This is a genomic window from Confluentibacter flavum, assembly GCF_002843175.1.
In the GTDB taxonomy this organism is placed as follows: domain Bacteria; phylum Bacteroidota; class Bacteroidia; order Flavobacteriales; family Flavobacteriaceae; genus Confluentibacter; species Confluentibacter flavum.
In genome coordinates this window covers 1-20,737 of record NZ_PJEO01000021.1, presented here as the reverse complement: position 1 = coordinate 20,737, position 20,737 = coordinate 1, and the positions used below count along the sequence as shown (strand labels likewise).

Here is a 20,737-nt window from a genome sequence, read left to right as displayed (position 1 = left end):
ACTATTAAAAGGGCAAAGTTAAAAATTCTTTAGGGAAATCATTTATATATGGCTTATATAAAATCATGCTATTTTTGATATAAAAACTTGTAAAAACTAAAACTTTTAGGTTCTTTGTAACATTAATTTCTATTATGCTACAAACATTAAAAAAATATAAATAATGAATTTTATAAAACGTGTATTATCGACAGTTGTTGGCCTTTTTGTGTTTCTGTTTATTTGTTTCGGATTGCTCATAATAGTTGGATTGGTAGTTGGATCATCTTCAGAAGAAACCGTTACCGTAAAACCTAATTCTGTTTTGGAACTAACTTTAGATTTTCCCATAAAAGATTATGCAGGTAAAGTGGAGTTTAAAGAATATACTTTTTTGAACGAAGACAGAAAAAATGGTCTTTTTAATATTATTGATGCCATAGAATATGCAGCTACTGATAATAAAATCAAGGGAATAACTATAGATAATAGTTTTATCGATGCAGGCATTACCCAAACCAAGGAAATTCGTGATGCATTATTGAAATTTAAAAAATCAGGCAAGTTTATCACAGCCTATTCAGATATATATACCCAAAAAGATTATTATTTATGTTCGGTTGCAGATACTATTTATATGAACCCAGCTGGGGCTTTGGAGTTTAAAGGACTCTATTCCGAACAGTTATACCTAAAAGATATCCAAGATAAAACGGGTTTAAAAATGGAAGTCATCCGTTATGGAAAATACAAAAGTGCTGTAGAGCCTTTTTTGGTTAATGAAATGAGTGATGAAAACAGGGAACAAATAAGTGTTTACTTAAATTCTATCTGGAAACAAGTAAAAAAAGATGTTTCGGAAAGCAGGCATATTTCAGTTGAACATCTAGATAGCATCGCAGATAATTTATTGGCTAGAAATGCCGCTTTGGCGAAAAACACCAATCTAATTGATAAAATCGCCTATTATGATGAATATATTAGCGGCATAAAACAGGCCTTGAATGTTGATCATGCAGATGATATAGAGCGTATCACTATTGAAGATTATGCCATTCACACGGCTAATAAACTAAAATCAAAAAGCAGTAAAAATAGCATCGCCGTTATTTATGCCGAAGGCGATATTATTTATGGTGAAGGTGATGAGGATAATGTCGGACAAGGCACGATGAGTGTCTCCTTAAAAGAAGCAAGAGAAGACGATAAAGTGAAAGCCATTGTACTCCGGATTAATTCTCCTGGAGGAGATGCTTTAGCTAGCGAACTTATATGGAGGGAGATTGAACTGACAAAAAAAACAAAACCTGTTATTGTATCTATGGGCGATTTGGCAGCTTCTGGGGGTTATTATATAGCCTGTAACGCGGATAAAATTATTGCTGAACCTACTACTATTACAGGAAGTATCGGTGTATTTGGTATGTTGCCCAATGGCAAGGAATTAGCTGATAGTTGGGGTATTAATGCAGAACAAGTTGTGACCAATAAAAATGCCGTTACCTATAGCTTTTTTGAACCATTGAGTGAATCGCAACACGATTTTATTAAAGAAGGCGTTATTGATATTTATGAATTGTTTACTAAGCGCGTCGCAGATGGTAGAAATATGAAGCAAGATGATGTTAAAATAATTGCTGAAGGACGTGTATGGACAGGTGCAGATGCCATAAATAATGGTTTGGTTGATGAATTAGGTGGTTTGGATTTAGCTTTAAAAAGAGCTGCCGAAGCTGCCAATATTGAAGATTATAAAATCAAGGAACTCCCTATTTTTGAAAAAGACTTAGATAAAATATTGAGGGATTTTGGTTTGGTTAAAACCAAAGAAAATATCTTAAAAGAAGAATTGGGTGAAGAAAATTACGAGATTCTTAAAAGAATAAAGTCCATGACACAAAAAAAAGGTGTACAGTTGTTATTTCCTTATAGTACAGAAATTAAATAAGAATCGAGACGATTGTAAGATTTATCTTTTTTTCATAAATTTGGAAAAAGCATCATGGGTTTGAAGCTTTTAAATTTTGAAAAAATTTTATGAAAAAAGCCATTTCTTACTTTCTAGTATTCATCGTTTTAACATCATTTGCTGTTTTAAACAGGGGTCTATTTACCGATTTGGTTGATGAAAACCTCAAAAATTACTCTGAAAACGATTGGCCTGAAAAAATCTACGTCCAAATAGACAAGCCTTATTATTCTTTGGATGACAACATTTGGTTTACAGGTTATTTGGTCAATGGCATCACTCATGCCAAGAGTTCAAAAAGCCATGTGGTTTACGTAGAGCTGATCAATGGCAGGGATAGTATAGTGGGCAAAAAAAGACTTTTTACGGAAGACATCAGTTTCACGGGCGATTTTAAAATCAATGAAGACTGGGAACAGGGAAGCTATCTGCTAAGGGCTTATACCAATTATATGAGAAATGGTGATCCAAACTATTTCTTTCAAAAGGAACTTTACGTTTTGGGTTCGGACAAAACAGGTAATGCGCCCTTAGGTGAAAAAACGGATGAACTAAGCTTGATGGCCGAAATGCCCGATTTGAATTTCTATCCAGAAGGAGGCCATTTAGTTGAGAATATTAGGAGCAAGGTAGCCGTTAAAATAAAGAACCACATATACAGTAAAATATACCTTTCCTGTTTTGTTACCGATAATGAAAACAACATCGTTGCCCAATTTTCAACAACCGAATTTGGAATGGGTTTTTTTACGTTTGTTCCAGAGGCAAACAAATCATACTTTGCCAATGTTGAGGTTAATGGCTCAGAATATAAATATCCATTGCCAATTGCTTTGCCAAAAGGTTATGTCCTCAACGTTACAAATGATGAGTACCACTTTTTGGTAAATGTAAAATCGAATATGCCCTTAGGCTTAAAGGGTACTTATTTTGTAGCACATCAACGAGGTCACATGATATTTAGCAGATTGGAATCTGAAGATACTGACGATTATTCATTAAAATTACCAACTAAAGATCTGAAAGATGGTGTTGTAACCTTAACATTGTTTGATTCCAACAGCAATCCTGTTTGCGAGCGATTGATTTTTGTAGATGTACCAAAAGATAAGGGAACCATTAAAATATTGAAGGACAAGGAGACTTTGGGTAAAAGAGAAAAAATAGCTTTAAATATCAGCACCAAAGATACCGATGGCAAAAACCTTCCAAGTCAATTATCCATGAGTGTAAGGGACATGGGCATGTTTCCCCACAATAACAGGCAAGAGAACATAAAAACATGGTTGTTGCTCAATTCAGATTTAAGGGGAGACATTAAGGACCCAGGTTATTTTTTCACCAAAGAAGCGAATTATAAAACCAATTTTCTTTTGGATTTGGTGATGATGACCAACGGTTGGAGACGCTTTACATGGCAAAATCTTTTGAATGGACAAGGTCAGGGCAATGAATTCGATATAGAAAAAGGCATAACTATTTCTGGTACTACCAAATTGTTAAAAAAGCCCTATACCATTACTAGTGCGGCAACAAGGTTAACTTTTTTGGGAGATATATTGTCCCAAGAACCAGTTCAAAAATCCAATTCGCAAGGAAAATTTAGTTTTGGCCCTTTTGTATTTTTTGATTCCATACCCATGATGATTGAATCAAGACTTACAGATTTTCAATCAAAGGAGTTAAATGATAGGAATGTTGAAATCCTCATTGATGATGACAATTATCAAAGTCCAGAAGTAAATAGGAATACTGTTTTAAAAAATAAAAGTGTTAATGAAATCCAGATTGATAATTTTCTAAAAATGTCTGAATACATCAATCAGATTAATACTGAATATGATAAAAATGCGGAAAGACTTGCAGAGGTAACCGTTGTTGGTAAAAGAAAAGAAAAGTATGAGGAAAGACAAGAAGAAATGAACAATAGAGCTCAACATGGTGGCTCGGCAAATACTAGGATAGATGTAGAAACTCGTAAATTGGATGAGTACGGAGCTTTTACTGGCCTTAATCCGATAGGCGCTTTAGTAGAGGCAATGGTTCCAGGACGTGCTAGATTTAGTTCACTTAATAATAACACTTCAGCTCCAATATATTTATTAAACAACATGAAGGTACATCCTAAACATATAGAGTCAATACCATTAGAGATGGTTTCCTTTATAGACGTACTTAAACCGCCAGATGCACTTATGTACACTAGCGAAACTATTTGGGTTATTGCTATTTTTACCAGAGAAGGGGCAAGGGTTTTTGATGAGAAACGTAAACCGGGTATAATTGATTTCAAAATGAAAGGATTTTACACAGCCAGGGAGTTCTATGCACCAGACTATAGCAAAGAATCTAGCAATGTCATGAAAGCAGATTTTAGAACCACACTGCATTGGGAACCAACTATTAAAACAACCATAAAAGAACCAACAAAAGAGATTTCATTTTTTACAAGTGATAATACAGGTGATTATATTATTGAGATTGAAGGTATTTCAGATTCTGGTATACCATTGCATGAAATCATGACGTTTTCTGTGCAATAAATTAATTTCCTTTATTGTATTTTTGCCATTATGATTACAAACGAGCAATTTGCAGAGCTTACTAAACGGAGTAAAAAGCTTAAAACCTATTTAGAGATTGACAAAAAACAAATTCTGATTCAGAATGAAGAAGAAAAAGTTGCCAATCCAGCGTTTTGGAACGATCCCAAAGGAGCAGAAATAATTATGAAAAACCTTCGCTCATTAAAAAAATGGGTGCAGGATTATAATACCATTGCCACTCAAATTGAAGAGTTGGAAATTCTTTTGGAATACTATAAGGACGGTGAAGCTACTGAAAAGGAAATTGACGACTTACAGAACAAAGTTGTTTTGCTTTTAGAAGAAGTAGAATTTAGAAACATGCTTTCTGATGAAGGCGATAGCTTAAGTGCTGTTTTGCAAATTACAGCAGGTGCTGGTGGTACCGAAAGTTGCGATTGGGCAAGTATGCTGATGCGTATGTACTTAATGTTTGCCGAAAAAAGTGGTTTTAAGGTTAAAGAACTCAACTTTCAAGAAGGCGATGTAGCCGGTATCAAAACCGTTACTTTAGAGATAGAAGGCGATTTTGCCTTTGGTTGGCTAAAAGGTGAAAATGGTGTACACCGATTGGTACGTATTTCTCCCTTTGATAGCAATGCCAAGCGACATACCAGTTTTGCTTCCGTATATGTGTATCCGCTCGTTGATGATACCATTGAAATAGAAATCAATCCAGCGGACATTGAAATTACAACGGCGCGTTCTAGTGGTGCTGGCGGACAAAATGTTAATAAAGTAGAAACAAAAGTTCAATTAACCCATAAGCCTTCAGGCATTCAAATTTCTTGTTCAGAGACGCGTTCGCAACACGATAACAGAGCCAGAGCACTTCAAATGTTAAAATCGCAACTCTATGAAATTGAGCTTCAAAAACAATTATCCCAAAGAGATGATATTGAAGCAGGCAAGATGAAAATAGAGTGGGGCAGCCAGATTAGAAACTATGTGTTGCATCCTTATAAATTAATTAAAGATGTTAGAACAGGACATGAAACAGGTAATGTGGATACGGTTTTGAATGGTGACATTACCCCGTTTTTAAAAGCCTATTTAATGACTATGGGACAAAAAGAAGAAGCTCCAGATTCTTTATAATATTTATGAAACATATTGATACTATTATATTCGACTTAGGTGGCGTGTTGATTGATTGGAATCCAGAGTATGTATTTTTGGGTATTTTTAATGGCGACCGACAAAAAATGAAATGGTTTTTTGATACCATTTGTACCCATGAGTGGAATGAAAACCAAGATGCTGGTTATCCGTTAGCTCAAGCGACAGAAGATTTAGTGACACGCTTTCCAGATTATGAAACAGAGATTAGGGCTTTCTATGGTCGATGGGAAGAAATGCTTGGAGGTGCTATTCAGGACACGGTAGACATTCTAGATAAACTCATTGCATCAAAAAAATACAAAGTCGTTGCACTGACCAATTGGAGCCACGAAACATTCCCAATTGCTTTAGAACGCTTCGAATTTTTACACTGGTTTGAAGGCATATTGGTATCTGGTGAAGAAAAAACAAGAAAACCGTTTGACGATATCTATCATTTAACCCTCAACCGTTTCAACATAAAAGCAGAAAAGGCCTTGTTTATCGATGATAATTTACGCAATATTGAAGCTGCAAAGAGATTAAATATTAACGGTATTCATTTTAAAAACCCTGACCTGCTTTTAGAACAATTAAAAGCCTATCATATTCATGTATAATGATTAAAATATATCACAATAATCGTTGCAGCAAATCACGTAGCGGATTGGAAGTTCTTGAAAAATCCGGAAAATCTTTTGAGATTATTAAATACCTTGAAGATATCCCAACTGAAAAAGAGTTAAAAGACATCATCAAGCTTTTAGGCATGAAACCTATTGATTTGGTAAGGCAAAGTGAATCTATTTGGAAAGACCAATTTAAAGGAAAAGATTTGAACGATAGTGATATTATAAAAGCTATGGTTAAAAATCCAAAACTTATTGAACGCCCCATTATTATTAATGGTAAAAAAGCGGTGATTGGCAGACCAACCGAGGCTATTTTAGATATTATTTAGATGTTTTTATACCATCCATTTCCAATCCAAAAAACAATAACTTATGAAAGGTTGGTAGTATGGCACCCGTTTCGGTGGTTGTCCAATCCGTCCAGGTAGCTTCCAATCCGTCAATTGGTAAGATAGATGCCCAAATTTTAAAACTAATAGGTTTACCATCATCATCTAGCACCCATAAATAGGAATCGCCAGGGGTGTCCCCTCCAGAATTATATGTGACCAGGAATGAATTTTCGCTAACCAATTTTCTATCAACATCCTTATTGAAAACAGTGTAAGGTGCTACAAGCCAAAAAGAATCGTTGTAAAAATATTTTAATGCTTTGTCCTTGAGTTCTTTTGCGATGTCGTTTTCCACCTTAAAACTATGTACATAGGCTTTGCTTAACTCGGGATTGTTTAAATTAAGGGTAACTCTAAATTCTTTCCAATATACATCACAAATATTGTCTTGTTTTTGCCATTCATAATGATGCCTCCTTTTAAAATTCCACGCTATGTAATCGGTGTTTTTATAAGCTTCGTAGTTTAAGGAATTTAGCATTTTATGGGCTAACAAATCGGCTTTTTCTCCTGAAACTCCCGTCGGTAAATCTTCATTATATTTAAATATAACATATCCAAAAAGCAACAAACTAGGTAGGGTAAAAAAGATAATGATACCAGTAATTATTTTGAATATTCTTTTAGATTTGGCGGTCATTATATTGATTATCTTTTTGTTAGATAAGGTTTATGGGTTCTAAAATATTAAATACAATTGACCCGTTCAAGGAAAAATATTAAAATCCGATGCAGGTAATATCACTTCGATTATCGGTACCTTCATTTGCGTTTAATCCATGAAAACAGAATTCTAACGAGCGTACTTTTTTGATAATTCCTTTAATTTCTGTTTTGAAAAAATAATGAGTTCATCAAAAAAGAGCGTGAATTCCGTTTCAAATTCTTCGTAAAAAACTTCCAACTCATGCACGGCTTCATCCATTCCAGAACGATTTTTTGTCCGCCTGTTCATACCTACTAAAACTCTAGAAATACCATCAATGGACGCATAACTTAAAAGCCAATTATCAGCCAACATGAATGGCATCATTTTTTGAATGCCAATGGGGAGTAAATTATAATGTTCTTCTAAGGAATTATAGAAATTTTCAGTATAGTCCTCTAAAGGAATATCACAATACAAATGCCAATTCTTTGCCAAAAAATGGTCATATAAAATATCGACAATGATCCCAGAATAATGCCCATATTTTTCATGTAAACGCTTGGTGCTTAGCCTAACGGTTTCGTGGGCATCTGTAAAGGTGTCTATATGCCTGTGCAATAAAATGCCGATTTGAAACTCTTTATTGAATTTTTTATAGTCGTTGCCCTTAATGCCATCCGCAATAAAATTTCCAATAGTAACTAAGTCGTTGTCTCCAGAGAGATAAATATGTGCTAGAAAATTCATTGGTGTAATTTACAAATTGCAATTTTAGATTTACAATTTATTACTGTTATATTTGTTAAAAATAAGAAACTACATATGACACTAATAAAATCAATTTCAGGAATTAGAGGTACTATTGGCGGACACGTTGGCGATAACCTAACACCTATCGATGCCGTTAAATTTGCAGCCGCTTATGGGGTTTGGATCAAACAACAACGTGATAAAGACACTTATAGAGTGGTAGTTGGGAGGGATGCCCGAATTTCTGGGGAAATGATTCAAAATTTGGTGATGAATACCTTGGTCGGACTCGGAATCCACGTGATTGACTTGGGTTTATCCACCACACCAACAGTAGAAATGGCAGTACCCATGGAACATGCCGATGGTGGTATTATTTTAACAGCAAGTCATAACCCAAAACAATGGAATGCCTTAAAATTATTGAATAGCAAAGGCGAGTTTTTAGATGCTGATGAAGGCGCCAAAATTTTAGAGATAGCCGAAAGTGATACCATTGCTTTTGCCGATGTTGATAGCTTGGGAAAAATAACTAAAAATAAGGCTTATTTTGATTTACATATTATTGAAGTTTTGGATTTGGATCTAGTAAATGTGCCAGCCATTGAAGATGCCAAATTTAAGGTTGTGGTTGATGGCGTAAACTCAACAGGTGGTATTGTGATTCCGTTGCTTTTAGAGCGTTTAGGCGTGCATGTCGTGAAATTGTATTGTGAACCAAATGGCGAGTTCCCACACAATCCAGAGCCATTAAAGGAACACTTAACGGATTTGTCAAAAAAAGTAGTGGAAACGGGAGCTGATTTTGGGATTGTAGTCGATCCCGATGTGGACCGTTTAGCGTTTATTGATGAAAACGGCGAGATGTTTGGCGAAGAATATACCTTGGTGGCCTGTGCCGATTATGTATTGAGCAGAACACCGGGAAATACCGTTAGCAATATGAGTTCTACAAGGGCCTTGAGAGATGTTACCGAAAAGTACGGAGGCAGTTATGAGGCCAGTGCCGTGGGCGAGGTGAATGTGGTAAGTTTAATGAAAAAAAATAAGGTTGTTATTGGTGGCGAAGGCAATGGGGGCGTTATTTACCCAGAGTCGCACTATGGGCGTGATGCCTTGGTTGGTATTGCCCTGTTCTTAAGTTTGTTGGCCGATAAAAGAATAAGCGTTAGTGCCCTAAGAAAAACCTATCCCAATTACTTTATGAGTAAAAAGAAGATAGAATTAACGCCAGGTTTGGATGTAGATGGCATTTTAAAAACCATTGAAAAACGTTACCAAAACGAACAATTAACCACGATTGATGGTGTTAAAATAGACTTTCTCGAAAGTTGGGTGCATTTACGTAAAAGCAATACCGAACCTATTGTTAGAATATATACAGAAGCCAAATCGCAACAAGAAGCGGATACTTTGGCGGATAGGTTTATTGATGAGATTGGGGAGATTGCGAAAATATAACGTCATTACGAGGAGGCACGACGAAGTAATCACATGAATTAAAGTTATGGTATAATGAAGCAAATTCTAGCGATTTTTAGTTTAGCTCTTTTAACAGTGACTTCATGTAAAGAAAAAGAAAAAACAACAGTTAGCATAATGGAAACACTAACAGATAGTTTGGACTTCAAAAGTGGCTATTCAGAAGTGAATGGGCTAAAAATGTACTATGAAACGTATGGACAAGGTAAACCTCTTGTTTTAATCCATGGGGGAGGTTCAACTATTCAGTCCAGTTTTGAAAAAATCATTCCATTATTAGCTAAAAACAGAAAAGTGATAGCTATGGATTTACAGTCTCATGGTCGAACAAATGATAGAAATACAGAAACCTCATTCGAACAAGATGCTGATGATGTTGCTACACTTCTCAAAAACTTAAAAATTGAGAGCGCTGATTTTTTCGGTTTCAGCAACGGCGGTACAACTACATTACAAATTGCCATTCGCCATCCTGAAATAGTTGGCAAAATTATTTTAGGTTCAGCTCTCGCCAAACGTAACGGCGTTCCTGAACAATTTTGGGGATTTATGGAACAAGCAAGATTGGAAAATATGCCCCAGCAATTAAAAGAAGCTTATTTAAAAGTGTCACGAGACCCAAATGGTTTGCAAATAATGCATGACAGAGACGCCAAAAGAATGGTTAACTTTAAAGATATTCCTGATGAACAAATCAAATCCATCAAAGTACCGACTTTAATTATAATAGGTGATAAAGATGTGATTACTCCAGAACATGCCATTGAGATGCACAGACAAATTGCTAATTCTGAATTAGCAATCATACCAGGTGGGCATGGCGAGTATATAGGAGAGGTAACAACATTAAAAACTGATTTTAAAGATCGCGATTTGGTTGTCCCAATGATTGAAAAATTTCTAAACCAAAAACAGAATTAAATTCTTTTCTCCCGATGCTTCCACCGTTTATGCGTCCAAAAATAGTATTCGGGAGCTTCATAAATTTGTTTTTCAACTTCAGCCAAAAACATATCGGTCAAGTGGTAATCTTGGTAATCATTTGGATTTTCAGCAAGTGTTATAATTTCAGCTTCATAAAAACCACGTTTAACTTTGGTCACTTTTAGGTAGGCCGTTGTTAAATCCAATTTTTTTGCCAATCGTTCTGCGCCTGTAAAACAAGGCACTTTTACACCCATAAATTCCCCCCAATACACATCTTTGGTCAGTCGTGGAGATTGGTCGCTTATAAAACCAGTAATGCTTTTAATGCCTTTTGCTTCATGGCTGTTAATAACACTAATAGTTTCTTTTGTGCTTATTAAATCGGTATTGAATTTTGAACGAATGTTTTTCACCAACCTATTAAAATATTTGTTAGCAAGAGGCTTATAGACTCCTAAACCTTTAAAATTAATATATTGCTGCAGGACGATAGACCATTCCCAACTACCATAATGCCCAAAAATTACAATGATGCTTTTATTTAAAGATTCCAATCGCTTAAATTCTTCGGGATTGGTAATTTTAAAACGTGTTTTCAGTTCACTTTCAGAAATGGTAATGGTTTTGGTCATTTCTAAAAACATATCGCTTAAATGATGATAGAAAGCCTTTCTAATGGTTGCGATTTCTTTATCCGATTTCTTAGGAAAGACCAATCTTAAGTTTTGGGTCACGGTTTTTTTTCTGTAGCCAATAATATAATAAAGCAATACATAAACACCATCGGACACTAGATATAATAACCGAAAAGGCAATATAGAAACAAGCCATAAAAAGGGATAAACTAAAATATAAACTAGAAATTGCATGAATTAATTTTAGATTTGCAAATATATGTCATTTACAATTTAACATTTATACCTTATGGGTGATTTAGATATCATTACTATTGTTATTATAGCCGCCAATGTTATCATTTCTTATAAAGGATATGGTGATTTTTCTTTTTTTGAAAAATACAAATTTCAAGTAGGGCCGATTCAAAGAGGTGAAAAAATAAGAATGTTTAGTTCAGGCTTTTTGCATGTGGATACGCAACATTTGTTGTTCAATATGTTAACATTGTATTTTTTTTCCAGTGTAATCATTAACTATTTAGGACAATTCAATTTTATTATCATCTATTTTGCTAGTTTGTTGTTTGGTAGTTTACTGTCACTTTACTTTCATAAAAACGAATATTATTACAGTGCAGTTGGGGCGAGTGGTGCTGTTACAGGTATTTTGTATTCTGCTATCTTGCTACAGCCAGATATGAGTCTTATGCTGTTTTTTATCCCCATACCAATCCCAGCTTATATTTTTGGCATTGGCTACTTATTGTACTCCATTTATGGTATGAAAAACAAAGTCGGTAATATTGGTCATGATGCCCATTTTGGTGGTGCCATAGGCGGTTATGCCATCACGTTAATCTTATCACCTTGGTTGTTTCAAACCAATTTATTGATGATTGGTTTATTGGCTATTCCTATTGTATTATTATTTGTTTTGAAGAAAGCTGGGAAGATGTAGTTCAAAGGTTCAAAGTCTCAAAGATTCAAAGATTCAAAGTAGAAAAGAAAAAAATTACATATTGACAACTTAGGAGCTTTGCAGCTTAGAAACTTAAAATAACTTCTGGCACAACTATTGAAATTAAAATACGAATAAAAGTTCTATTATTATTATAACCTTCTGATAATTAATACTTTTGTGTTTTATATAAATCAACATTATAAATAGTTCGGTTTGTTTTAATGACAGATTGACTTAAATATATATATGAAGAAATCTAATTTTATAACACTTGACAGTTTGTCATTACAGGAATTTGATGAAAACTCAGAATTAATTCCATTAATGACGCCTGAAGATGAAGAAGAAATAAACAACGAAAAACTACCGGAAACATTACCTATTTTATCTTTAAGAAATACGGTGTTATTCCCAGGCGTAGTCATTCCTATTACGGCGGGCAGGGATAAATCCATTCGCTTGATAAATGATGCCAACAAAGGGAATAAAGTTATCGGCGTGGTATCTCAAAAAGACGAATCTTTAGAAGATCCTTCGGCAAAAGATATTTATGAAACAGGAACCGTTGCTAAAATTTTACGTGTTTTAAAAATGCCCGATGGCAATGTTACTGTTATCATTCAAGGTAAAAAACGTTTTAAGGTGGCAGAGGTTATTACTGAGGAGCCTTATATGAATGCGACCATCAGAGAACTTCCCGAGGCCAAACCAACCATCAACAACAAAGAATTTTTTGCAATTATTGAGTCTATTAAAGACTTGGCTTTACAGATCATTAAAGAGAGTCCGAACATTCCCAGTGAAGCTTCTTTTGCCATAAAAAATATAGAAAGCAATTCGTTTTTAGTGAATTTTGTGTCGTCTAATATGAATCTTTCGGTTGCCGAAAAACAAAAGCTTTTAGAGATTGACGATTTGAAAAAAAGGGCATTGGCAACCCTTAAATATATGAATGTTGAATTTCAAAAGTTAGAACTTAAAAACGATATTCAGTCTAGGGTTCAAATGGATATGAGCCAACAACAACGGGAATATTTCTTGCATCAACAAATGAAAACCATTCAGGAAGAATTGGGTGGCGTTAATCATGATGAAGAAATAGAGGAAATGAAGTTGCGTGCCCAGGATAAAAAATGGGACGAAAAAGTAGCCAAGCATTTTGAAAAAGAGTTAGCGAAAATAGAACGCATGAATCCGCAAGTAGCCGAGTACTCTATTCAACGTAATTATTTAGACTTGCTTTTGGATTTGCCTTGGAATGAATTTAGCAAGGATAAGTTTGATTTAAAACGTGCCATGCGAATTTTGGACAGGGACCATTTCGGACTGGAAGATGTTAAGCGAAGAATTATAGAATATCTGGCTGTTTTGAAATTGCGTAACGATATGAAATCACCTATTCTTTGTTTGTACGGTCCTCCAGGGGTTGGTAAAACATCGTTAGGGAAATCCATTGCAGAAGCATTGGGTAGGGAATATGTGCGTATTTCGTTGGGTGGTTTACGTGATGAAGCGGAAATTCGCGGTCACAGAAAAACGTATATTGGCGCCATGCCAGGACGTATTATTCAAAGTTTGAAAAAAGCTGGTACCTCAAATCCTGTGTTTGTTTTAGATGAAATTGATAAATTGTCCAACTCACACCAAGGAGACCCATCATCTGCGATGTTAGAGGTGTTGGATCCAGAACAAAACAATGAGTTTTACGATAATTTTTTAGAAATGGGTTACGACCTTTCTAAAGTGATGTTTATAGCGACATCAAATAATTTATCAACCATTCAACCGGCATTAAGAGATAGAATGGAAGTGATTAATGTGTCTGGTTACACCATCGAAGAAAAGGTTGAAATAGCAAGACGTCATTTATTGCCAAAACAATTAAAGGAACATGGTTTAACGGAGACCCATCTTAAAATAGGCAAAGCGCAGTTAGAAAAAATAGTAGAAGGTTACACTAGGGAATCTGGTGTTCGTGGTCTGGAAAAACAAATAGCAAAAATGGTGCGTTATGCCGCCAAAAATATTGCTATGGAAGAAGAATACGTTGTTAAAATATCAAATGAAGATATTATTAAAGTTTTGGGCGGACCTAAAATGGAGCGTGATAAATATGAAAATAACAATGTGGCTGGTGTTGTTACGGGATTGGCTTGGACGAGTGTTGGAGGCGATATATTGTTTATAGAATCTATTTTATCGAAAGGAAAAGGACTACTTACTATAACGGGGAATCTTGGTACGGTGATGAAAGAATCCGCTACCATTGCGATGGAATATATAAAATCCAATGCCGAAGAATTTGGTATCGAGTCTTTGGCGTTTGAAAATTACAATGTACACATTCACGTACCTGAAGGCGCAACGCCTAAAGATGGGCCTAGTGCTGGTATTACGATGCTAACATCATTAGTATCATTATTCACCCAAAAAAGAGTAAAGAAAAGCTTGGCAATGACGGGCGAAATCACACTTCGTGGAAAAGTGTTGCCTGTTGGTGGAATTAAAGAAAAGATATTAGCAGCAAAACGCGCACGCATAAAAGAGATTATTTTATGTGAAGATAATAGACGGGATATTGAGGAAATTAAAGCCGAATATTTAAAAGGGTTAACGTTTCATTACGTAACCGATATGAGTGATGTTATTAAATTGGCATTAACAAATCAAAAAGTAGTAAACGCTAAGACATTATAGGGTTAACGTTTTTATAATAGAAGAGGCTGAGTAAAAGCTAAAAATTTGTCATTCTGTCCCGATAGTTATCGGGATATTTCAGAATCTCATCAAAATGATTATCAATCACTATGAGAACCTGAAACAAGTTCAGGTTGACAAAAGAATCCTTTTTATTCAGCCTCATTTTCTGTTTTAAAATAAAAAATACGTGCTACCGTTTTAAGATAGATTTGCTTTCTTTGTATTGTATTTATGATTAGAAAAATCAGCTTTCTTTTTTGTTTGTTTTTTAGTTTCTTAACTATGGCACAAGTTGGGGGAGAATCAACATATCAATTTCTCAATCTGGTATCGTCGCCTAGGCAAGCAGCTTTAGGTGGAAAAGTGCTTACCAATGTTGATTATGATGTGACACAAGGACTTTTTAACCCTGCTACTATTAATGCTAATATGGATAATCAATTAGCTGTAAACTATGTAAGTTATTTGGGAGGCATCAGTTATGGTTCTGCGGCGTATGCATACACGGTGGATAGGCGTACTCAAACATTTCATGCGGGCATTACGTATGTAAATTACGGTGATTTTGATGGCTATGATGAAAATGGAAACAAAACAGGAACATTTACAGGAAATGAAGCTGCTCTTTCTTTAGGTTATGCTTTGCAAATAGGCTATACAGATTTTTATTTTGGTGGAAACCTAAAATTAATAACATCCAAATTAGAACAATATTCATCATTTGGTGTTGCAGCAGATTTAGGTTTGTTGTACATAAACGACGATATAAATTTTAACGCAGCTCTAGCTATAAGAAACTTGGGAACTCAAATTACCACGTATGCAGGACAAAACGAGCCATTGCCTTTTGAGGTTGATTTTGGCATGTCGCAACGCTTGGAAAATGTCCCAATTAGATGGCATATAACTCTGGAGAATTTACAGGAATGGCCTATTGCCAGACCAAATCCTGCGCGCACCACAAGTGATTTAAGCGGTAATCAATCCACAGAAAAAATCGGTTTTTTAGGTCAGGTTATCAGGCATACCATTTTAGGGGCCGAATTATTTCCCGAAAAAGGATTTAATATCCGCTTGGGTTATAATTTTAGAAGAGGTGAGGAGCTAAGGATTAACGAACAGCGAAATTTTTCAGGAATATCGGCAGGGTTTTCTATAAAACTGAATAAAATGAGATTTAGCTATACCCACGCTAAATATACCAGTGCAGCCAATTCCAATTTTTTTGGCTTACAAATAGATTTAAAGTAATAAGTTTTAAAAGTTAAAAGTTAAAAGTTAATTTTGCTAACAGCTAACAGCTAACAGCTAACAGCCAACAGCCAACAACCAATGAGCAAAATAACCATAGCTATAGACGGATATTCTTCTACTGGGAAAAGTACGGTAGCTAAGCGATTGGCTAAACATTTGGGTTATGCTTATGTAGATTCTGGCGCTATGTACAGAGCGGTGACTTGGTTTGCCATGACTCATAATTTTATAAATAAAGAAAAATTTGACATCGATTCGCTGGTGTCCCATTTAGATGCTATTCATATTAACTTTATTTTTAATAAAGATGTCGGTTTTGCTGAAGTGTATTTAAATGGTGAAAACATTGAAAAACATATAAGAACCTTGGAAGTATCGAGTTTTGTAAGTAAGGTTGCCGAAGTTTCAGAAGTTAGAAGTCAATTGGTCAACCAACAACAAAAACTTGGGAAAGGGAAAGGTGTTGTTATGGATGGAAGGGATATAGGCACTGTTGTTTTTCCTGATGCAGAACTTAAATTATTTTTAACTGCCAGTCCGGAGAATAGAGCAAAAAGACGTTTTGATGAACTTATTAAAGACGGCGATGAAGTCTTGTATGACGATGTTCTGAAAAATGTTCAAGAGCGTGATTATATTGATTCACATAGAAAGGATTCTCCTTTGGTTAAAGCAGAAGATGCTATAGAAATTGATAATTCCAATATGTCCAAAGACGAACAATTCCATGTTATTTTAGGCATAGTAAACAAAGCATTAAAAGAGAACGCATAAAAAAAGAGGTTTAAAACCTCTTTTTGAATTTATAAGTTCGGAATAATTAATTCCTGTCCCGGATGAATTAGATCAGGATTTTTTAAAATATCTGAATTTGCTTTAAATATCACTTGGTATTTAGAAGGATTATCATAATACTGTTTAGCAATTTTCCCTAGAGTTTCCCCACTTTTTACGGTATGTCTATGGTAAACGCTTTCATCGGCAACTTTTATATTAGCCATGATATCAGAAGGATTTTCTCCGCCAATTTCCTTGATTTTATCCCAAAGCAGGTTTTTTTCATATTGGGTTTTGGCAGTTCCTTTAACTTTTAAAACACCATTCTCTTCTTTAACATCGCCATCCTTAATGTTTAAAGTTTCCCCTAAATCGAGTACGCGTTGATATTTTGCTTTTGTTGTCATAACTTTAAATTTTATAATTTACTAAATATACTAAGGTTTAATGCATTTTCAAATTAATTCAATCACAAATATTCCTACATAAAATATTTCTATTCTAATTAGGCTAATTTATTGAATTTGTGTATTTTTGCACTCCTTTTGGCAATTACAGGAACGACAGAAGGAACGAGACTAAAAATATTTATAACACTTCTGTGTGTAAATTGCTTAAATCTTCCGAAGCATACAGAATACAAAATATTATGTAATGACGTTTCGCAAAAGCAGAATCCCATTACATTACTTAATTATCTTAAATGGCTGAAAAAGCAAATCAAGCTGAAGTTGAAGCAGTAGATGCAGCAACCGTAGAAGCTCCAGTAGTATCTGAAGCTCAAGCAAATCCTGAAAAATTCTTAGAAAACTTTAACTGGCACAATTACCAAGAAGGTATTGATGAGGTTGATGACAAACAACTAAAAGAATTTGAAAAATTAGTAGCAGAAAACTTTGTTGACACACTTAATGATGAAGTTGTTATTGGTACCGTAGTACACATTTCTGATAGAGATGCTATTATTGATATCAATGCAAAATCTGAAGGTGTTATCTCTTTAAATGAGTTTCGCTACAATCCGAACTTAAAAGTAGGAGACAAGGTAGAAGTATTAATTGATGTTCGTGAAGATGCAACAGGACAATTAGTATTATCGCACAGAAAAGCTCGTGTTATTAAAGCATGGGATCGTGTTAATGCAGCGCATGACACAGGTGAAATCGTTAATGGTTTTGTTAAATGCAGAACTAAAGGTGGTATGATTGTCGATGTTTTTGGCATCGAAGCATTCTTACCAGGTTCTCAAATTGATGTGAAACCAATCAGGGATTACGATCAATATGTGAATAAAACTATGGAGTTTAAAGTGGTTAAAATCAACCACGAATTCAAAAACGTTGTAGTATCCCATAAAGCGCTTATTGAAGCGGATATTGAAGTACAGAAAAAAGAAATTATTGGTCAGTTAGAAAAAGGTCAAGTATTGGAAGGTGTTGTTAAAAACATTACATCTTACGGTGTGTTTATTGATCTTGGTGGCGTTGACGGTTTAATTCATATCACAGATTTATCTTGGTCTAGAATTAACCATCCTAATGAAATAGTAGAATTAGACGAAAAACTGAATGTTGTAATCCTTGATTTTGATGAAAACAAATCAAGAATCCAATTAGGTTTAAAACAATTAAGCAAACACCCATGGGAAGCTTTAGCAGATACAGTTACCGTTGGCGATAAAGTAACAGGTAAGGTAGTTGTTATTGCAGATTACGGTGCATTTATTGAAGTTGCTGATGGTGTTGAAGGATTAATCCACGTGTCTGAAATGTCATGGTCAACGCATTTACGTTCAGCTCAAGACTTCGTGTCTGTTGGAGATGAAGTTCAAGCAGTTATCTTAACTTTAGATAGAGAAGAGCGTAAAATGTCACTTGGTATCAAACAATTAACATCAGATCCATGGACAGATATTACAACTAAATATCCATTAGGTTCTAAACATGTTGGTACAGTACGTAACTTTACAAACTTTGGTGTTTTTGTTGAATTAGAAGAGGGTATTGATGGATTGATTTACATTTCAGATTTATCTTGGACTAAGAAAATCAAACATCCTAGTGAGTTCTGTGCCGTTGGTGATAAATTAGATGTTGTCGTATTAGAATTGGATGTTGAAGGACGTAAATTAAGTTTAGGTCACAAACAAACCACTGTAAATCCTTGGGATGAATACGAAACAGATTTCGCTTTAGAAACTGTTCATACAGCCGTTATTTCTGAAATAGTTGATAAAGGAGCTACTGTAGAGTTTAACGAAGATATCGTTGCTTTTGTTCCTACACGTCACCTTGAAAAAGAAGATGGTGGTAAACTTAAACAAGGTGAAAAAGCCGAATTTAAAATTATTGAGTTCAATAAAGAGTTTAAACGTGTTGTAGCGTCTCATACTGCTGTATTTAAAGCAGAAGAAGTAGCAAACGTAAAAGCGGCTGTTAAAAAAGCAGAAGCTCAAGCAGCAGAAGCAAAACCAACTTTAGGCGATGCTAATGAAGCTTTACAAGCTCTTAAAGATAAAATGGATGGCAAACCTGCCAAAAAAGCAAAAAAATAATTTTTTTGTCATTCCTGAATCCCGATAGTTATCGGGAAGGAACCCATTTATAAAAACAAAAGCCTTCAAGAAATTGGAGGCTTTTTTAATTAAACAGGCTGTCTTGTCCTGAAATAGCGATACACAAAAAGTATCCTTATGGAAAACCACCAAGAAAACCGCTATGTAAAGCGTACACAGAAAGACTACACAATGTCTTTTAAACTACAAGTAGTTCAGGAAATTGAACATGGCAAGTTGTCAACTCATGAAGCTTGCCGCAAATATGGGATCCAGGCACGTTCAACAATAGTTGAATGGTTAAGAAAATTTGGTAGCTTTGATTGGGAAAACAAAACGCCCTCCAATATGCCAAAATCCCCTGAACAAAAAATAATGGAACTGGAAGCAAAGGTCAAGCTACTTGAAAAGCAAAAAGCATTTTTAGAACAGCAAGCTTTCGTTGCCGATAAGAAGGCCATCATATTCGATATGATGATTGATATTGCCGAAAAAGAATATCAAATTGACATCCGAAAAAACTCGTCACCCGAACAATCGACCATTTTAAAGAACAAGAAAAACAAACAGTAATGTTTGCCTGTACTTTGTTCGGGGTAGACAGACAGGTTTATTATCGAAGTATAAAACGTCGCATTATCAAGCAGGACAAGGCAGCATTGGTTGTGAAAATGGTTTTAGAAATCAGAACACAAATGCCAAGGTTAGGAGCCAAAAAGTTGTACTATTTACTAAATCAAGATTTAAAAACATTGAAAATAGGAAGGGATAAATTTATTGATATACTAAGGGCCAACCACTTATTGATCGTTCCAAAGCGTTCGTACCACATAACCACAAACTCACACCATCGCTTTAGAAAGTACAAAAACCAACTACTGGATTTACAAATAACCAGGCCAGAACAGGTTTGGGTGTCGGACATCACTTATATCGGAAAACGAGAGAAACCTTGTTATTTAAGTTTGATAACTGATGCTTATTCAAAGAAAATAGTGGGCTATAATGTGTCTGATAATTTAAATACAGAAAGCAGTTTGGTAGCTTTGAAACTAGCTGTTAAGCAGAGAGGAAACACGGGATTACCGTTGATACACCATTCTGACAGAGGATTGCAATATTGCGCCAATGAATATCAAAAAGAACTCAGTAAGCACAAAATAAACCCAAGTATGACCCAAAACTCTGATCCCTACGAAAATGCTGTGGCAGAAAGAATAAACGGCATCTTAAAGCAGGAATTCAATATTGACAAATACAACAAAGACTTACCAATTATGAAGCAAATAATTAAAGAAACAGTAGCGATTTATAATGAAAAAAGACCGCATTTATCAAATCATATGCTGACTCCAAATCTAATGCACCAGCAAAACAAACTTAAAATGAAAACCTATAAAACTAAATA

18 protein-coding genes are annotated in these 20,737 nt (G+C 34.9%); 14 read left to right on the top strand and 4 right to left on the bottom strand.

The genetic code is table 11. The annotated features are described in order from the left end of the window. Positions 1 to 163: 163 nt before the first annotated feature. From sppA to arsC, 5 genes are all read left to right on the top strand, one after another. Positions 164 to 1,927 (top strand): signal peptide peptidase SppA, encoded by a 1,764-nt coding sequence (sppA, locus tag CSW08_RS07490; RefSeq protein ID WP_106659292.1) that lies wholly within the window; start codon positions 164 to 166, stop codon positions 1,925 to 1,927. 89 nt (positions 1,928 to 2,016) lie between these two features. Continuing rightward, positions 2,017 to 4,491, top strand: a complete 2,475-nt coding sequence (locus CSW08_RS07485; RefSeq protein WP_106659291.1) for a hypothetical protein — start codon at positions 2,017 to 2,019, stop codon at positions 4,489 to 4,491. Between the two features lie 30 nt (positions 4,492 to 4,521). Further along, complete coding sequence (prfB, locus tag CSW08_RS07480) at positions 4,522 to 5,631, top strand: peptide chain release factor 2 (RefSeq protein WP_106659290.1); 1,110 nt, start codon at positions 4,522 to 4,524, stop codon at positions 5,629 to 5,631. 5 nt (positions 5,632 to 5,636) lie between these two features. After that, a complete protein-coding gene (locus tag CSW08_RS07475) occupies positions 5,637 to 6,254 on the top strand; it encodes an HAD family hydrolase (protein ID WP_106659289.1) in 618 nt (205 codons plus the stop codon). Beyond that, positions 6,254 to 6,595, top strand: a complete 342-nt coding sequence (gene arsC, locus CSW08_RS07470) for an arsenate reductase (glutaredoxin) (protein WP_106659288.1) — start codon at positions 6,254 to 6,256, stop codon at positions 6,593 to 6,595. The genes CSW08_RS07475 and arsC overlap by 1 nt, the downstream gene beginning before the upstream one ends. On the opposite strand, the gene CSW08_RS07465 is transcribed toward arsC, so the two are convergent. Together CSW08_RS07465 and CSW08_RS07460 are read right to left on the bottom strand one after the other, a co-directional pair. Further along, positions 6,588 to 7,298, bottom strand: a complete 711-nt coding sequence (locus CSW08_RS07465) for a hypothetical protein (RefSeq protein ID WP_106659287.1) — start codon at positions 7,296 to 7,298, stop codon at positions 6,588 to 6,590. The two genes, arsC and CSW08_RS07465, sit on opposite strands and share 8 nt — an antisense overlap. A 153-nt stretch (positions 7,299 to 7,451) precedes the next feature. Continuing rightward, entirely contained in the window at positions 7,452 to 8,054 is a 603-nt protein-coding gene (locus CSW08_RS07460; RefSeq protein WP_106659286.1) for an acyl carrier protein phosphodiesterase, read from the bottom strand. Positions 8,055 to 8,129: 75 nt separating this feature from the next. On the opposite strand from CSW08_RS07460, the gene glmM reads away from it, so the two are divergent. After that, positions 8,130 to 9,518, top strand: coding sequence for a phosphoglucosamine mutase (gene glmM / locus CSW08_RS07455; RefSeq protein ID WP_106659285.1), 1,389 nt, complete (start codon positions 8,130 to 8,132; stop codon positions 9,516 to 9,518). 54 nt (positions 9,519 to 9,572) lie between these two features. Continuing rightward, on the top strand, positions 9,573 to 10,460 hold the full coding sequence (locus tag CSW08_RS07450) for an alpha/beta fold hydrolase (RefSeq protein WP_106659284.1): 888 nt from the start codon (positions 9,573 to 9,575) through the stop codon (positions 10,458 to 10,460). Here the strand turns inward: CSW08_RS07450 and CSW08_RS07445 are convergent. After that, on the bottom strand, positions 10,457 to 11,335 hold the full coding sequence (locus CSW08_RS07445; protein ID WP_106659283.1) for a lysophospholipid acyltransferase family protein: 879 nt from the start codon (positions 11,333 to 11,335) through the stop codon (positions 10,457 to 10,459). The genes CSW08_RS07450 and CSW08_RS07445 overlap by 4 nt on opposite strands. Positions 11,336 to 11,390: 55 nt before the next feature. Between CSW08_RS07445 and CSW08_RS07440 the strand changes: the two genes are divergently transcribed. The 4 genes from CSW08_RS07440 (at position 11,391) to cmk (ending at position 16,772) form a co-directional block, all read left to right on the top strand. After that, on the top strand, positions 11,391 to 12,041 hold the full coding sequence (locus tag CSW08_RS07440) for a rhomboid family intramembrane serine protease (protein ID WP_106659282.1): 651 nt from the start codon (positions 11,391 to 11,393) through the stop codon (positions 12,039 to 12,041). A 249-nt stretch (positions 12,042 to 12,290) separates the two neighbouring features. Further along, positions 12,291 to 14,741, top strand: a complete 2,451-nt coding sequence (gene lon / locus CSW08_RS07435; RefSeq protein WP_106659281.1) for an endopeptidase La — start codon at positions 12,291 to 12,293, stop codon at positions 14,739 to 14,741. Between the two features lie 234 nt (positions 14,742 to 14,975). Continuing rightward, complete coding sequence (gene porQ, locus CSW08_RS07430) at positions 14,976 to 15,995, top strand: type IX secretion system protein PorQ (RefSeq protein WP_106659280.1); 1,020 nt, start codon at positions 14,976 to 14,978, stop codon at positions 15,993 to 15,995. An 81-nt stretch (positions 15,996 to 16,076) separates the two neighbouring features. Next, positions 16,077 to 16,772: a (d)CMP kinase gene (cmk, locus tag CSW08_RS07425; RefSeq protein WP_106659279.1), complete on the top strand. Its 696-nt coding sequence runs from the start codon at positions 16,077 to 16,079 to the stop codon at positions 16,770 to 16,772. Between the two features lie 29 nt (positions 16,773 to 16,801). On the opposite strand, the gene CSW08_RS07420 is transcribed toward cmk, so the two are convergent. Further along, positions 16,802 to 17,182 (bottom strand): LysM peptidoglycan-binding domain-containing protein, encoded by a 381-nt coding sequence (locus CSW08_RS07420; RefSeq protein WP_106659278.1) that lies wholly within the window; start codon positions 17,180 to 17,182, stop codon positions 16,802 to 16,804. A gap of 296 nt (positions 17,183 to 17,478) precedes the next feature. Here CSW08_RS07420 and rpsA point away from each other — a divergent pair, with 296 nt between their 5' ends. From rpsA to CSW08_RS07410, 3 genes are all read left to right on the top strand, one after another. Next, positions 17,479 to 19,329, top strand: a complete 1,851-nt coding sequence (gene rpsA / locus CSW08_RS07415; RefSeq protein WP_106659277.1) for a 30S ribosomal protein S1 — start codon at positions 17,479 to 17,481, stop codon at positions 19,327 to 19,329. A 138-nt stretch (positions 19,330 to 19,467) separates the two neighbouring features. After that, a complete protein-coding gene (locus CSW08_RS18250) occupies positions 19,468 to 19,902 on the top strand; it encodes a transposase (protein WP_203226826.1) in 435 nt (144 codons plus the stop codon). Further along, on the top strand, positions 19,902 to 20,737 hold an 836-nt coding region (locus CSW08_RS07410; protein WP_203226825.1), incomplete at its 3' end, for an IS3 family transposase. The genes CSW08_RS18250 and CSW08_RS07410, both read left to right, overlap by 1 nt.

Bases quoted from the DNA above. Each gene is read 5' to 3' on its own strand.
- CSW08_RS07450 (WP_106659284.1), top strand. From the start codon at position 9,573: ATGAAGCAAATTCTAGCGATTTTTAGTTTAGCTCTTTTAACAGTGACT.
- CSW08_RS07485 (WP_106659291.1), top strand. From the start codon at position 2,017: ATGAAAAAAGCCATTTCTTACTTTCTAGTATTCATCGTTTTAACATCA.
- CSW08_RS18250 (WP_203226826.1), top strand. From the start codon at position 19,468: ATGGAAAACCACCAAGAAAACCGCTATGTAAAGCGTACACAGAAAGAC.
- cmk (WP_106659279.1), top strand. From the start codon at position 16,077: ATGAGCAAAATAACCATAGCTATAGACGGATATTCTTCTACTGGGAAA.
- lon (WP_106659281.1), top strand. From the start codon at position 12,291: ATGAAGAAATCTAATTTTATAACACTTGACAGTTTGTCATTACAGGAA.
- CSW08_RS07445 (WP_106659283.1), bottom strand. From the start codon at position 11,335: ATGCAATTTCTAGTTTATATTTTAGTTTATCCCTTTTTATGGCTTGTT.
- CSW08_RS07420 (WP_106659278.1), bottom strand. From the start codon at position 17,182: ATGACAACAAAAGCAAAATATCAACGCGTACTCGATTTAGGGGAAACT.
- CSW08_RS07475 (WP_106659289.1), top strand. From the start codon at position 5,637: ATGAAACATATTGATACTATTATATTCGACTTAGGTGGCGTGTTGATT.
- CSW08_RS07460 (WP_106659286.1), bottom strand. From the start codon at position 8,054: ATGAATTTTCTAGCACATATTTATCTCTCTGGAGACAACGACTTAGTT.
- prfB (WP_106659290.1), top strand. From the start codon at position 4,522: ATGATTACAAACGAGCAATTTGCAGAGCTTACTAAACGGAGTAAAAAG.
- CSW08_RS07465 (WP_106659287.1), bottom strand. From the start codon at position 7,298: ATGACCGCCAAATCTAAAAGAATATTCAAAATAATTACTGGTATCATT.
- sppA (WP_106659292.1), top strand. From the start codon at position 164: ATGAATTTTATAAAACGTGTATTATCGACAGTTGTTGGCCTTTTTGTG.
- porQ (WP_106659280.1), top strand. From the start codon at position 14,976: ATGATTAGAAAAATCAGCTTTCTTTTTTGTTTGTTTTTTAGTTTCTTA.
- glmM (WP_106659285.1), top strand. From the start codon at position 8,130: ATGACACTAATAAAATCAATTTCAGGAATTAGAGGTACTATTGGCGGA.
- rpsA (WP_106659277.1), top strand. From the start codon at position 17,479: ATGGCTGAAAAAGCAAATCAAGCTGAAGTTGAAGCAGTAGATGCAGCA.
- CSW08_RS07440 (WP_106659282.1), top strand. From the start codon at position 11,391: ATGGGTGATTTAGATATCATTACTATTGTTATTATAGCCGCCAATGTT.
- arsC (WP_106659288.1), top strand. From the start codon at position 6,254: ATGATTAAAATATATCACAATAATCGTTGCAGCAAATCACGTAGCGGA.